The sequence below is a fragment of the Spongiactinospora sp. 9N601 genome, from assembly GCF_044326295.1.
In the GTDB taxonomy this organism is placed as follows: domain Bacteria; phylum Actinomycetota; class Actinomycetes; order Streptosporangiales; family Streptosporangiaceae; genus Spongiactinospora; species Spongiactinospora gelatinilytica.
The window spans coordinates 365,241-378,632 of the sequence record NZ_JBIRBB010000001.1; the positions used below are offsets into that span (position 1 = coordinate 365,241).

Sequence of the window (13,392 nt, forward strand, 5' to 3'; positions counted from 1 at the left end):
GGCTTGTGGACACGACGCTTGCCGATCCCCTCATCGGGAGACTCCTCGACGGGCGCTACCGCGTCGAGTCCCGGATCGCCAGGGGCGGCATGGCGACGGTCTATGTCGCCCTGGACATCCGGCTCGACCGCACCGTCGCCCTGAAGGTGATGCATCGGTCCCTCGCCGAGGACCCGGCGTTCGTGCGCAGGTTCATCGGCGAGGCCAAGTCGGCCGCCAGCCTGTCCCATCCCAACGTGGTCCAGGTGTTCGACCAGGGCACCGACGGCGACGTGGTCTTCCTGTCGATGGAGTACGTCCCGGGCCGCACGCTGCGCGACGTGCTGCGCGAGCGGGGCAGGCTGACCGGGCGGGAGGCGCTGGAGGTCATGATCCCGGTGCTCGCGGCGCTGGGGGCGGCCCACCAGAAGGGCCTGATCCACCGCGACGTGAAGCCGGAGAACGTACTGCTGGCCGCCGACGGCCGGGTCAAGGTGGTCGACTTCGGGCTCGCCCGCGCCGTGGAGGCGAGCAACCAGACCCGCACCGGCGTCATGATCGGCACGATCGGCTACATGTCGCCCGAGCAGGTGACCACCGGCCGCACCGATGCCAGAAGCGACGTCTACGCGGCGGGCATCATGCTGTTCGAGCTGGTCACGGGCGGCCCGCCCTATTCCGGCGAGGCGCCGATGACGATCGCCTACAAGCACGTCCACGAGGACGTCCCGCCGCCGTCGTCGGTGACGCCGGAGACGCCGCCCGCGCTCGACGCGCTGGTGGCGGCGGCGGCCTGCCGCGACCCCGAAGAGCGGCCCGCCGACGCCACGGCGCTGCTGATCCGGGCCGTGGAGACGCACCGGGCGCTGGCCGGAGACGCCGCCCCGCGCGCCGGTGAGACCGTGGCCGGCCGGTCCGCGCCGGGCGGGCCGGCGGTGCCCGGTATGACCGCCACCGTCTCGGTCCCGCACGCGGCGACGGCCCCCGCCGCCCCCGGGCACACGCTGATCCAGCCGCGTCCGCAGTTGCCCGAGCGCCGCGGCCCGTCGCGCCTGTGGGGCGCCATGCCGCCCGCGGGGCGTTTCCTGAGCGTGCTGGGCGCGGTGATGGTGGTGGCCATCGCCGTCACCGGCTGGTACTTCGCGCAGAGCGACCCGATCAAGGTCCCCGAGATGCTCGGCAAGAACATCGACCTGGCCAAATCCCAGATGGTGGGCCGCGGGTTCGTCGTGGTGATCGGCGACGGCGTCCACGACGACAAGGCCGCCGAGGGCACCGTGGTCAAGATGGACCCCGTGGCCGGTACCGAGGTGGACGACGGCGCGAAGGTCACGCTGATCCCCTCGCTGGGCCCCAAGATGATCACCATCCCCGACCTGACCGGCGGCACCGAGGGCACCGCGCGGGAGCGCCTGGCCAAGCTCGGCCTGAAGGTCGACGACGTGCGCCGCACCGAAAGCGACAAGGTCCAGCGCGGCCTGGTGCTGTCCACCACGCCCGAGGCGGGCGGCAAGGTACGCGAGGGCGGCAAGGTCGACATCACGCTCAGCGCGGGCCTGCTGATGCCGGACATGAAGGGCATCCCGCGCGACCAGGCCGACGCGTGGCTGCGCGAGCAGGGCTTCCAGGTCGAGTTCAGGGAACAGGCCGACGACGCCCAGCCGTGCACGGTCATCGCCCAGGACCCCGCGGCCAAGGCGGAGATCGACCGGAACACGAAGGTCACGCTCACGCTGTCCAACTGCAACGCCGGCTTCCCATGGCCGTGGGACGGCGGGCGCTTCGACGTCGGCGGCGACGGGGCCGTCCTCGCCGTCCCCAACGTGCTCAACAAGAGCGTCGGCGACGCCCGGCGCGAGCTGCGGGCCGCGGGCTTCGAGGTCAAGACCCGCAAACTGCGCGGGGGCGGCGGGATCGTACGCGGCCAGTTCCCCATGTCCGGGCACGCCCCCCGCGGCACCCGCGTCACGATCTGGTACTGACCACCCGCCGCCCAGCGGGCCGGGCGTGGCGGATCAGGTCGTCCAGGGGGTCAGCCGGGTGGCGGCCAGACGTTCCAGGAGGGGACCGGCGTCGGCGATGCAGCGGGCCGGGTCGGGCTCGATGTCGGTCAGCGCGTAGGCGGCCTGGATGCCCGCGGCGTGCAGTTCGGCCTCGCCGAGCGAGCGGCGGCCGCACACCGCGACGACGGGCACGCCCGCCTTGGCCGCGGCCTCGGCGACGCCCGCGGGGGCCTTGCCGCGCAGGGTCTGCTCATCGAGCGCGCCCTCGCCGGTGACGACCAGCCGGGCCCCTTCCAGGTGGCGGGAGAAACCGAGCAGGCCCAGCAGGTAGGAGATGCCGGGCCGCAGGTCGGCGGCCAGGAAGGCGAGCGCGCCGAAGCCGACGCCCCCGGCCGCGCCCGCGCCGGGTTCGGCGGCCACGCCCATCCGCCGGACCACGCCGTCGTGCTCGCCCGCGCCGACCACCCCGTGGGTGTGCGCGGCGACGGCGGCCAGCCGGGCGAGCCCCGCTTCGAGCACGGCCACGTCGGCGGGCGTCGCGCCCTTCTGCGGGCCGTACACCGCCGCCGCGCCGTACGGGCCGAGCAGCGGGTTGTCCACGTCACTGGCGACGATCACCTCGACCCCGGAGATGTCGATGAGCCCGGAGGTGTCGATGGTGTGGAGGTCGCGGAGCGCGGCTCCCCCCGGCCCGAGTTCGGCCCCGTGCTCGTCCAGGAAGCGCACCCCGAGCCCCGCCATCATCCCGGTGCCGCCGTCGGTGCAGGCGCTGCCGCCCAGCCCCAGCACGACGCGCCGGGCCCCCCGCCGTACGGCGTGCGCGATCAGCTCCCCGGTGCCCCTGCTGGTCGCGGTGAGCGGTGCGAGGGCCACGCCCTCGTGCGCCCCCGCGGGCCGCGCGGAGCCGGGGTCGGCGGCGGGCAGCCGGCGCAGCCCCGACGCCTCGGCCAGTTCCACCACGGCCGTCGGCAGGTCGTCGCCGAGCGGGCCGGGGTGCCAGGCGTACGCGGCCTTGACGGGGTCCCCGACCGGGCCGGTGACCTCCGCCTCGACCCGGGTGAACCCGCAGGCGACGACCGCGTCCACGGTGCCGTCGCCGCCGTCGGCCACCGGCAGGCGGACCGTTTCGACGCCCGGCCCGAGACCGGCGGCCACCCGATCGGCGACCTCCGCCGCGGAAAGCGACCCCTTGAACTTGTCGGGCGCGATGATGACATGACCCTCGGCCAATGAACCTGCTCCTCGGTTGCGTAGGGGCCTACATCACAGCACATCACGGACCGGGGACGGCAAACGGCCGTGCCTTGTGCCGGGCGCGCGCCCGGCCTCGCCCACCTGCCCATAAACTGGCATCCACCATGAGCGAGACACCACCGATCGGCGGTCATGTGATGGTCGCGGGGGGCCTGGCCACCGGCGGCCTGGCCTACGCCGCCGGCATCGGCGCCGAGATGATCCAGGTCTTCGTGTCCAACCCGCGCGGCTGGGCGCTGACCCCCGGCGTACCGGCCGAAGACGCCCGGCTGCGCGACTCCGGCACGCTGACCTTCGTACACGCCTGCTACCTGGTCAACCTCGGCTCCCCCAACCCGGACACGCTCACCAAGTCGGTGGCGAGCGTGCGGCACGCGCTGACCCGGGCCGCCGCCATCGGGGCCAGGGGCGTGGTGGTGCACACCGGCTCGGCGGTGAGCCGGTCCAGGGAGGAGGCCCTGCTCCAGGTGCGCGAGCACCTGCTCCCGCTGCTCGACGAGATCCCCGATGACGGCCCCGACCTGCTCCTGGAGCCGATGGCGGGCCAGGGCCGGATGCTCTGCGCCACCGTCCAGGACCTCGGCCCCTACCTCGCCGCCCTGGACTTCCACCCGCGCGCCGGGATCTGCCTGGACACCTGCCACGCCTTCGCCGCGGGCCATGACCTCGCCGCCCCCGGCGGCGTGCGGGAGACCTTCGACGCGCTGCACGCCATCGCGCCCGGGCGGCTGAAGTTGATCCACGCCAACGACTCCAAGGACCCGGTGGGCTCCAACCGCGACCACCACGAGAACATCGGCGCGGGTCACATCGGCGCCGAGGCGTTCGGCGAGATCATGCGGCACCCGGTCGCGGCGGGCGTACCGCTGTGCGTGGAGACCCCGGGCAAGGCCGTCAAGCACCGCGAGGACATCGAGCTGCTGAAGAAGCTCCGCGCGGCCTGATCCACTCCCGAAGGGCGCGGCCCGAGCCGCTGAAGAAGCCCGCGCGGCCCGACCCGCCTCGAAGGGCGCGGCCTGCCCCCGAAGGCACTGGGCGTGACGAGGGGCCCGTTCCCCGGCGATCCGGTCGCCCCCGCAGACCGGATCGCGGTGCGGCCCGCGGCCGTACGCGAGCGCCCTCGTCACGCCGAAGCCGCCCGGCCCCTCCCCCCCGGTAAGGGCCAGGCGGCAAGGTGACACCCGAATGTCACCCAGGTCCCCGCGCATCAGGTCAATGCGAGCCGGATGGCTCGGTCCCCCCCGATGCGGCGGTTTGTGGCTTCGACAGGCGCAACATTACGGTCACGATCAAGAGGGGGAAACCCGGTTGACCGCCCACTCTGCCAACGGTCTGTAGTCATCGATGTGCGGAGAGTCGCCACATGATGAGAGGTCGATCGCGTGCGACCAGCGGTCGGCCGGTTCGCGGGCACGCCCCCGGCGGTGACCCCCCGGCGGCGCTCAGGTCAGGCGCGGCAGCGCCCTGAACTGGCGTACGAGCTGCTCCCTGACCCGCCGGGTGTGGCGGCGGCTCACCGCCAGCGTCTCGGTGCCGACCTGCAGGATCGCCCTGCCGTCCTCGAAGCGCAGCTCCTGGACGTGCCGTGCGGACACGAGCGTGCTGCGGTGGACCCTGATGAAGCCCGCGCCCGCCCAGCGCCGCTCCAGCGCGCCCAGGGACATGCGGACCAGGTAGCTGCCCTCGCCCGTGTGCAGCCTGACGTAGTCGCCCTTGGCCTCGGCGAACCAGACCGCGTGCTGCGGCACGAAGCGGGTGCGCCCGCCCAGCTCGACCGGGATCATCTCCTCGTCGCCGGGCTCGGCGACCCCGCCGGGCGGCGCGACGGCCTCGGCCAGCCGGCCCACCGCCTCGGCCAGCCGCTCGGCGCGGACCGGCTTGAGCAGGTAGTCGATGGCCTGGAGCTCGAAGGCCCGCACCGCGCCGTCCTCGTGGCCGGTGACGAAGACCAGCCGGGGCGGGGCGGGGAAGCCGCGGATCATCCGGGCCAGCTCCAGGCCGTCGAAGCCGGGCATGCGGATGTCCAGGAACACGCCGTCGAGCCGCTCGCCGGTGCCGATCATCTGCACCATGTCCTGTAACGCGGTCACGCCGTCGGTCGCGGTCACCACATGCCCGATCCTCGCGTCATGCCGCAGCAGAAAGGCCAGCTCTTCAAGGGCCGGCAACTCATCGTCCACCGCGAGAACACGAAGCATGAACTCCACGCTGCCCTGCCGCCGCTCATGTCGCAACCGAAACGGTGACTATGAGTAAAGAGAATGGCTACTTGGAGTTATTCCGACCGGTCAATCAGGGAGTCAGGACGGGCCCTCACCGGGTTCTTCCTGATAGGAGTAGCGCTGTTCGCGCCATGGGTCGCCGATGTTGTGATAGCCGCGTTCCTCCCAGAAACCCCGGCGATCCTCGATCATGTACTCCACGCCGCGCACCCACTTGACGCTCTTCCAGGCGTACAGATGGGGCACCACCGCGCGTACCGGAAAACCCCGATCGGCGGAGATCGGCTTATCGTCCAGGTCCATGGCGAACAACGCGCGCTCGAAATCGCCGGTCCGCACATTGGCGCTGTATCCGTACTCGCCCCAGATCATCACGTGACGCACCTCGGGGGCCGGCGGGAAGGCCCGCAGCAGGACGCCCGCCGGGACGCCGCGCCACTCGTTGCCCATGAGCGAGAACTTGGTCACGCAGTGGAAGTCGGCCAGGATCGTCTCCCTGGGCAGCGCGGCGAACTCCGGCCAGGCGAGCGCGTGCTCACGGCCGTCGGCGGTGGCGCCGAAGACGCGGAAGTCCCAGGTGTCGGGGCGGAAGGCCGGCACGCGGCCGTAGTGGATCACTGGTCTGCCCCTGGGGACGTACTGCCCCGGTGGCAGGCGAGTCTCCTCCCGGGGAGCCTCGGATGGATCCACCGCCACTCCCTTTCGCCGGTCCGCGCGTTCGTGTCCCGCAGCGCCGTAAGGCCGGTACGGCCGGGCACTCTCGCCATCCTGCCACCGCCGCGCCGGCCCCTCCGACCCGGGCGGGCCTGACGGACACCGGATCGATGCGCTACGATGTGCGGCGATGCGTACAGCGTTCTGGTTTTGGTATGGCGACGGGCCCGTGGGTCGGACCGTTCGCCACCAGATGCTGCACTGACATCTGACGGCGTCGCGAAGGCCCCGGGTCCGCAAGGATCCGGGGCCTTTCGCATTTCAGTGGGAGGAACGACACATGGTCATCGTGATGACCCCGCAGGCCACCGGGGAAGACGTCGAGGCGATCATCGCGCTCGTCGGCACGGCGGGCGGCGAGGCGTTCGTGAGCCGGGGCGTCAGCCGTACCATCATCGGGCTGGTCGGCGACGTGGCGCAGTTCAGCGCGCTCAACCTGCGCGGGATGCGCGGGGTGGCCGACGTGATGCGGGTGTCCACCCCGTACAAGCTGGTCAGCAGGGAGAACCACCCGGACAGGACGACGATCACGGTGGGCGGCGTGCCGATCGGGCCGGACACGGTCACGCTGATCGCGGGGCCGTGCGCGGTGGAGACGCCGCAGCAGACCCTGGAGGCCGCCGAGATGGCCAAGGCCGCGGGTGCCACGCTGCTGCGCGGGGGGGCCTACAAGCCGCGTACCTCCCCGTACGCCTTCCAGGGCCTCGGCGAGGCCGGGCTGCGCATCCTGGCCGACGTGCGCGAGGCGACCGGGCTGCCGGTGGTCACCGAGGTGGTCGACGCGCACGACGTCCCGCTGGTGGCCGAGTACGCCGACATGCTCCAGGTGGGCACCCGCAACGCACAGAACTTCGCGCTGTTGCAGGCGGTCGGCGCGGCCGGCCGGCCGGTGCTGCTCAAGCGCGGCATGAACGCCACCATCGAGGAGTGGCTGATGGCCGCCGAGTACATCGCCCAGCGCGGCAACCTGGACATCGTGCTGTGCGAGCGCGGCATCCGCACCTTCGAGACCGCCACGCGCAACACCCTGGACGTCTCGGCCGTGCCGGTCGCCCAGCGGCTGTCGCACCTTCCGGTGATCGTGGACCCCTCCCACTCGGGCGGTCGCCGGGACCTGGTCCTGCCGCTCAGCCGGGCCGCCATCGCCGCGGGCGCCGACGGCGTGATCGTCGATGTCCACCCCCACCCCGAGCAGGCGCTCTGTGACGGCCCGCAGGCGCTGGTGGACGGCGACCTGCGCGAACTCGCGCAGGTCATGCGGCAGTTCCCGCCGCTGCTCGGCCGTACCGCGGCGACCACGCCGCTCTCCGCCGTCTGACCCACCGCCGGGCGCCCGCCTACTCATGAGCGACCGGGTACTCCCGCTCATGCGGCGGGCGCCCGGCACGGCGACGATCAGAGCATGAGCAAAGCGGCCGACAAGGCGATCAACCGGAACTCGACCACGGCGTTCTTCGTCCAGGCGGTGCTGTCCTTCGCGCTCTCCCTGGCCGCGCTCGTGATCGGCGTGGCCTACCTGCCGGTGGACGGCTGGATCCGCGCGTTCTTCGCGGTCGGCGTGCTGTACGTGGTCACGTCCGCGTTCACGCTCGCCAAGATCGTCCGTGACCGGCAGGAGGTCGCCGAGATGACCAGCCGCATCGACCAGGCCCGGCTGGAGCGATTGATCGCCGAGCACGACCCCTTCAAGGTGGATTGAACGCCTTATCGGGCCTTACCGCGGGGCCGGCGAAAAGGCGGCGCATTCGGCATCCGTAAGAATGCCTAGCCGCAATTCCGGCGGGCCACCGAATCCGGTTTTCCGCCGGGCACGCGGCGGCACGCCGGAAATCGGGATTTCAGGCGTCCAGCTTGTATTCCTGCAAGGAGTCGGCGAGCTGGACGGCGAGGTCTTCGGCGTCCAGGCGGCGCTCGATCTGCTTGAGGTCCTCGATCTTGGCGCGGGTCTCGGCGCGGCGCGGGGCGAGCAGCGTGCAGCAGTCCTCGTCGGGCAGCTCGGAGATCGCCAGCGTGCCGATCCTGCGCGCCTCCGCCATGATCTCGATCTTGTCCAGGCCGATCAGCGGGCGCAGCACGGGCAGGTCCACCGCGTGGTCCTGGGCGGTGATGTTCTGGAGGGTCTGCGAGGAGACCTGGCCGAGGGAGTCGCCGGTGACCAGCGCCCCGGCGCGGATCCGCCGGGCCACCTCCTCGGCGGTCTTGAGCATCAGCCGCCGCTGGGTGATCACGGCCAGGCGGTCCTGGCCGGAGGCCCGGATCGACTGCTGCGCCTTGCCGAAGGGCACCACCCAAAGGCGCGAGCGGCCCTGGAAGCGGTCCAGCGAGCGCACCAGCGCGTACGCCTTGTAGATCGACTCCGTCGTGGTGAACGGAATGCCGGAGAAGTGCAGGAAGTCGACCCGCAGCCCGCGCCGCATCATCCGGTAGGCCGCCACCGGGGAGTCGATGCCGCCGGACATCAGCACCAGCGCGCGCCCGCTCACCCCGACCGGCAGGCCGCCCTGGCCGGGCAGGCCGTCGGTGAAGACGAAGACCTCGTCCCTGTCGACCTCGATATGGACGGTCAGCTCGGGGTGGCTCAGGTCCACCGGCAGCCCGAACACGTCGTTGATCTCGCCGCCGACCGTGCGGTCCAGCTCGTTGGAGCGCAGCGGGAAGCGCTTGTCCCGGCGCCGCGAGCGCACCGCGAACCTGGGCAGCCGCGGGCCCTCGCCCGTGGCGAGCCGGCTCTCCACCAGCGCGAGCGCCGCCTTGGTGACCGCGTCAGGGTCCTTCTCGACGCGGTGGGCCAGGTGTACCCACACCAGGCCGGGAACGTCGGCCACCCGCTCGGCGACGGCCTGGGCGGTCTCCAGGGGCGTGCCGGCGGGCAGGAAGACGGCGATGACCCCGTGCCGCTGGCGCACGTCCACGCGCACCCCGCAGTCCTTCAGCGCGGCCCTGATGTTGCTCTGCAACCGCCGCTCGAACTGCTCCCGGTTCTTCCCCTTCAGCACGACCTCGCCCAGCTTGAGCAGGACGCACGGCTCGCCCAGCGCGGAAGGCGTCCCAATGGACGTCACGTCGAGCATTGTGTTTCCTCCGCAGCGGCGATCGGCAAGGGCGGCGTGACGGTCGCCCGGTCTTCCCAGGGTCGTTCCGCACAACGCGTGACTGAGCTACTTTAGTCCGGGCTACTTTAGTCCGGTTCAGGCGTCGTCAAGTCCCTGCTCGATCGCGTATCGCACCAGTTCGACCCGGTTGTGCAGGTGAAGCTTGCTGAGCGTGTTCTGGACGTGATTCTGGACGGTCCGGTGCGAGAGCACCAGCCGCTCGGCGATCTGCCGGTAGGACAGGCCCTTGGCGACCAGCCGCAGCACCTCCGTCTCGCGCGGCGTCAGGCTCGGCCCCGTCCCGCCGTCCGCGGGCTGGGCGGCCAGCCTGCGATACTCGCCGAGCACCAGCCCGGCCAGGCCGGGGGTGAAGACCGCGTCGCCCGCCGCGGTACGGCGGACCGCGTCCAGGAACTCCTCCCGGCTCGCCGATTTCACCAGATAGCCGGACGCGCCCGCCTTGACCGCCTCCAGCACGTCGGTCTGCTCGGCGCTGGCCGACAGCACCAGCACCCGCGCCGGATGGTCGCCGGCCGCCAGGCTGCGCGTCACCTCGACGCCGGTCATGTCGGGGAGCTGGAGGTCCAGTACGACGACGTCGGGCCTGGCCGCCGCCGCGACGCGCACGGCCTGCCGTCCCTCCCCCGCCGTCGCGACGACCTCGCACCCCGCCTCGGCGAGGTCGCGGGCCACGCCGTCCCGCCACATCGGGTGGTCGTCCACCACCATCACGCGCAAGCCGTCCACACCGCCACTCTACGGCCGGGCTACGGCCCGGCGGGACCTCCGCCGCGGGGCACGGTCAGCTCGACCTCGGTGCCCTGACCGGGGGCCGAGGTGATCACGGCCCGGCCGCCGAGGTCGGCGACGCGCCCCCGGATGGACTGGGCGACCCCGAGGCGGCCCGCGGCGGCGGCCTCCTCCAGCCGGCCCGCGGGGATGCCCGGCCCGTCGTCCCTGACCGTGACGGTGACGGTGTCCTCCTCGCCCTCGGCGAGGATCCAGGCGTGCGCGCCCGCCCCGCAGTGGCGGCGGACGTTGTCCAGTGCGGCGGCCACGGCCGCGGCGGTCTCCCGGGCGGCGCCCGTGGGCAGGTCGAGCGGGGTCGCGGGGGTGGAGACGGTGACGTCCGCGCCGCCGTACGCGCGCAGCAGCGTGCGCAGGTCGCAGGTGCCGGCCGGGGAGGGCTCGCGCTGGATGCTCACCAGCTCGCGCAGCGCGGCCTCCTGCTGCCCGGCCAGCCTGCCGAGTTCGGCGGCCTCGCCGCCGATCTCCTGGCCGCGGCGCTGCACCAGGGCGAGGACCTGTAGAACCGAGTCGTGGATGCCGCGGGCCAGGCGTTCCCGCTCACGGCCGGCGGCCTCCATCTCGGTGGCCCGCTGCATGCGCTCTTCGGCCTGGCGGGCGAGCCGGGCCACGTGGCCGATCAGGATCCCGGCCAGGAAGAGCAGCACCACGCCGTTGATCGACACCGAGGCGACACCGAAGTCGGAGATCTCACCGACCCCGCGCAGCCACAGGTCGGTGCCCGAGACGATCGCCGCGCCCAGCGCGCCCGCCCTGCGCCCGCCCTGGACGCCCCAGGCGATCACCGGCCCGCCCATCCAGGTCGCGATGATCGGCAGCGCGCCCATCTGGTAGGGCCCTTGGATGTACGGGGTGGTGAGCAGGCAGAACACGGTGACGATCATGTCGGCGGCGAGCAGCGCGCGCCCGCGCAGGGCGGGCGAGGCGTAGGCGTAGATCGTGACCACGGTCCACACCGTCATCACGCCGATCACCGCCCAGCCGGCCTGCGGGCGCAGATAGCCGTCGGCGCGGACCAGCAGGGCCGCCGCGTAGACGATCGAGGCGATCCTGAAGACCGCGATGGCCCGCCAGAACGGCATGTCGATGCCCACCCGCGCGTCCTCTCCCCGGCCCGGAAACATCACCGCGGGACCTTCATAGCGCATCACGGCCTCTCGCGGCGATGGGCGGGGGCGGCGGCGCGGTTGACCAGTCCGCGTGGTCAATAGGTGACAAAAGCTCATGTCACCAGGTCGGCGCTGCCATACTTCCCGAAACCTCCCTAATTAATAGGAACACACGGCGTATGTCGCATATTGATTATTTTGCGCATGAATGGTGGACACCGGTGGTCGCCTACCTCGTCTCCAGCGTCGGCGCGCTGCTGGGCCTCCTGCTGATCGCGCGAGCGCGCGACTCGACGGGCCGCGCCCGCGCGGCGTGGCTGGTGGGGGGCTCGCTCTCGACCGGCTGGACCGGCGTGTGGGTGATGCACTTCATCGCGATGATGGGCTTTCGGGTCTCCGGTACGCGGGTCCGCTACGACCTGCCGCTGACCTCCGCGTCGGCGGCCTTCGCCATCGTGGTGGTGGGCACCGGGCTGTCCCTGGCCGCGCGGGGCGGCGAGGGCCCCGCGCTCGCCGGGGCGGGGCTCCTCACCGGGCTCGGCATCGCGGGCATGCACTACCTGGGGATGGCCGCGATGAACATGAACGCGGATGTGTCCTACGACCCGGTGATCGTCGCGCTCTCGGTGCTCATCGCGGTGACGGCGGCGACCGCCGCCCTGCGGTACGTGCGGCGGACCGGCCCGGCCGCCGCGGTGGCGGGGGCGCTCATCTTGGGCGTGGCGGTCAGCGGCGTGCACCACACGGGCATGTTCGCGATGCGGGTGCGGGTGCGTCCCGCGGGCGGCGAACCGCCGGGCGCGGAGGCGATCGACCTGCTGCCGCCGGTGGTGGTGGCGATCAGCGTGGTGACGTTCGCGCTGCTGCTGGCGGTACTGCTCGCGCCGGGGCACGCGGTACGGCAGGCCGGGCCCGAACCGCCGGTGGGCGGGTGAGAAGGACGTGCGGGTGAAAAAGATGTACGGCCTGCGCCTCGCGGGCCGCTTCAACCAAGGCGCAAGCCGTACACGGAGGGGATGTGAGCGGATAGACCGCTTACTCCACAGAACCTAGGCCGGGCCACTTGCAATCCGCTTGCAAAGATCGGCCCAGGTCCGGGGGCGGATCAGCCGAAGAAGACCTCGGCCTCCTCGTAGCGCGAGGCCGGGACGGTCTTCAGCTCCTTGGTCGCCTCGTCCAGGCCGACCCGGACGATGTCGGTGCCGCGCAGCGCGACCATCTTGCCGAAGTCGCCCTCGTGGGCGGCGTCGATCGCCTGCAGGCCGAACCGGGTGGCGAGGACACGGTCGAAGGCCGTCGGGGTGCCGCCGCGCTGGATGTGGCCCAGCACCGTGGTGCGGGCCTCCTTGCCGGTGCGCTTTTCGATCTCCTTGGCCAGCCGCTCGCCGATGCCGCCGAGCCGGACGTGACCGAACGCGTCGAGCTCGCCGGTCTGCAGCGCCATCTGGCCCTCGACCGGGTGCGCGCCCTCGGCGACCACGATTATCGGCGCGTAGCGGGTCTTGAACCGGCTCTCCACGTACTCGCAGACCCGGTCGATGTCGAACGGCTTCTCCGGGATCAGGATGACGTTGGCCCCGGAGGCCATGCCGGCGTGCAGCGCGATCCAGCCCGCGTGGCGGCCCATGACCTCGCAGATCAGCGCGCGGTGGTGGGACTCGGCGGTGGTGTGCAGCCGGTCGATCGCCTCCATCGCGATGTTGACCGCGGTGTCGAAGCCGAACGTGTAGTCGGTCGCGTTGAGGTCGTTGTCGATCGTCTTGGGCACGCCGATCACGCGGACGCCGAGGTCGAAGAGCTGCTTGGCGACACCCAGGGTGTCCTCGCCGCCGATGGCGATCAACGCGTCGACCCCCGAGGAGGTCAGGTTGGCGTTGATTCGTTCCACGCCGCCGTCGATCTTGATCGGGTTGGTCCTTGACGACCCGAGGATCGTGCCGCCGCGTGGCAGGATGCCGCGCACCGCCTGGATGTCCAGCGGCATCGTTTCGCCTTCGAGCGGACCTCGCCAGCCGTCCCGGAATCCTACGAACTCATGCCCGTAGACGCTCACGCCCTTGCGGACGACCGCCCTGATGACGGCGTTGAGCCCGGGGCAGTCACCGCCTCCGGTGAGCACTCCTATACGCATTGCGGGTTCCTCCCGATGGTTTGCACGGCAAGACTCTAAGGGGTAGTACGGTCGGCTCACGGTGATGGTGTCGCCGCCCGA

Annotated in this window: 12 protein-coding genes; 5 read left to right on the plus strand and 7 right to left on the minus strand. The window is 72.0% G+C overall.

What is annotated here, in order from left to right; all coding sequences use genetic code 11:
• Positions 1 to 5 precede the first annotated feature (5 nt).
• Entirely contained in the window at positions 6 to 1,961 is a 1,956-nt protein-coding gene (pknB, locus tag ACH34R_RS01565; protein ID WP_397559474.1) for a Stk1 family PASTA domain-containing Ser/Thr kinase, read from the plus strand.
• A 33-nt stretch (positions 1,962 to 1,994) separates the two neighbouring features.
• Here the strand turns inward: pknB and ACH34R_RS01570 are convergent, their stop codons facing one another.
• Positions 1,995 to 3,212 (minus strand): glycerate kinase, encoded by a 1,218-nt coding sequence (locus ACH34R_RS01570; protein ID WP_397559475.1) that lies wholly within the window; start codon positions 3,210 to 3,212, stop codon positions 1,995 to 1,997.
• A gap of 128 nt (positions 3,213 to 3,340) precedes the next feature.
• On the opposite strand from ACH34R_RS01570, the gene ACH34R_RS01575 reads away from it, so the two are divergent.
• Complete coding sequence (locus ACH34R_RS01575) at positions 3,341 to 4,180, plus strand: deoxyribonuclease IV (protein ID WP_397559476.1); 840 nt, start codon at positions 3,341 to 3,343, stop codon at positions 4,178 to 4,180.
• Between the two features lie 498 nt (positions 4,181 to 4,678).
• On the opposite strand, the gene ACH34R_RS01580 is transcribed toward ACH34R_RS01575, so the two are convergent.
• Together ACH34R_RS01580 and ACH34R_RS01585 are read right to left on the minus strand one after the other, a co-directional pair.
• On the minus strand, positions 4,679 to 5,434 hold the full coding sequence (locus ACH34R_RS01580; protein ID WP_397559477.1) for a LytR/AlgR family response regulator transcription factor: 756 nt from the start codon (positions 5,432 to 5,434) through the stop codon (positions 4,679 to 4,681).
• Between the two features lie 102 nt (positions 5,435 to 5,536).
• Complete coding sequence (locus ACH34R_RS01585; RefSeq protein ID WP_397559478.1) at positions 5,537 to 6,148, minus strand: molybdopterin-dependent oxidoreductase; 612 nt, start codon at positions 6,146 to 6,148, stop codon at positions 5,537 to 5,539.
• Positions 6,149 to 6,452: 304 nt separating this feature from the next.
• Here ACH34R_RS01585 and aroF point away from each other — a divergent pair, with 304 nt between their 5' ends.
• Both aroF and ACH34R_RS01595 read left to right on the plus strand, forming a co-directional pair.
• Positions 6,453 to 7,490, plus strand: a complete 1,038-nt coding sequence (gene aroF, locus ACH34R_RS01590; RefSeq protein ID WP_397559479.1) for a 3-deoxy-7-phosphoheptulonate synthase — start codon at positions 6,453 to 6,455, stop codon at positions 7,488 to 7,490.
• A gap of 84 nt (positions 7,491 to 7,574) precedes the next feature.
• Positions 7,575 to 7,871 carry a YiaA/YiaB family inner membrane protein gene (locus ACH34R_RS01595; RefSeq protein WP_111169654.1) on the plus strand — a complete coding sequence of 99 codons (297 nt, stop codon included), beginning with the start codon at positions 7,575 to 7,577 and terminating at the stop codon, positions 7,869 to 7,871.
• A gap of 139 nt (positions 7,872 to 8,010) precedes the next feature.
• Here the strand turns inward: ACH34R_RS01595 and thiI are convergent, their stop codons facing one another.
• The 3 genes from thiI to macS form a co-directional block, all read right to left on the minus strand.
• Positions 8,011 to 9,243 (minus strand): tRNA uracil 4-sulfurtransferase ThiI, encoded by a 1,233-nt coding sequence (thiI, locus tag ACH34R_RS01600; protein ID WP_397559480.1) that lies wholly within the window; start codon positions 9,241 to 9,243, stop codon positions 8,011 to 8,013.
• Between the two features lie 117 nt (positions 9,244 to 9,360).
• The gene (locus ACH34R_RS01605; protein ID WP_397559792.1) at positions 9,361 to 9,993 is read right to left on the minus strand and encodes a response regulator; all 633 of its coding nucleotides are present in this window, start codon (positions 9,991 to 9,993) and stop codon (positions 9,361 to 9,363) included.
• Positions 9,994 to 10,031: 38 nt separating this feature from the next.
• Complete coding sequence (gene macS, locus ACH34R_RS01610; RefSeq protein WP_397559793.1) at positions 10,032 to 11,195, minus strand: MacS family sensor histidine kinase; 1,164 nt, start codon at positions 11,193 to 11,195, stop codon at positions 10,032 to 10,034.
• Positions 11,196 to 11,401: 206 nt separating this feature from the next.
• On the opposite strand from macS, the gene ACH34R_RS01615 reads away from it, so the two are divergent.
• A complete protein-coding gene (locus ACH34R_RS01615) occupies positions 11,402 to 12,115 on the plus strand; it encodes an MHYT domain-containing protein (protein ID WP_397559481.1) in 714 nt (237 codons plus the stop codon).
• Between the two features lie 170 nt (positions 12,116 to 12,285).
• Here ACH34R_RS01615 and ACH34R_RS01620 read toward each other — a convergent pair whose 3' ends face one another.
• Positions 12,286 to 13,311 (minus strand): 6-phosphofructokinase, encoded by a 1,026-nt coding sequence (locus ACH34R_RS01620; protein WP_111171052.1) that lies wholly within the window; start codon positions 13,309 to 13,311, stop codon positions 12,286 to 12,288.
• Positions 13,312 to 13,392: the final 81 nt, after the last annotated feature.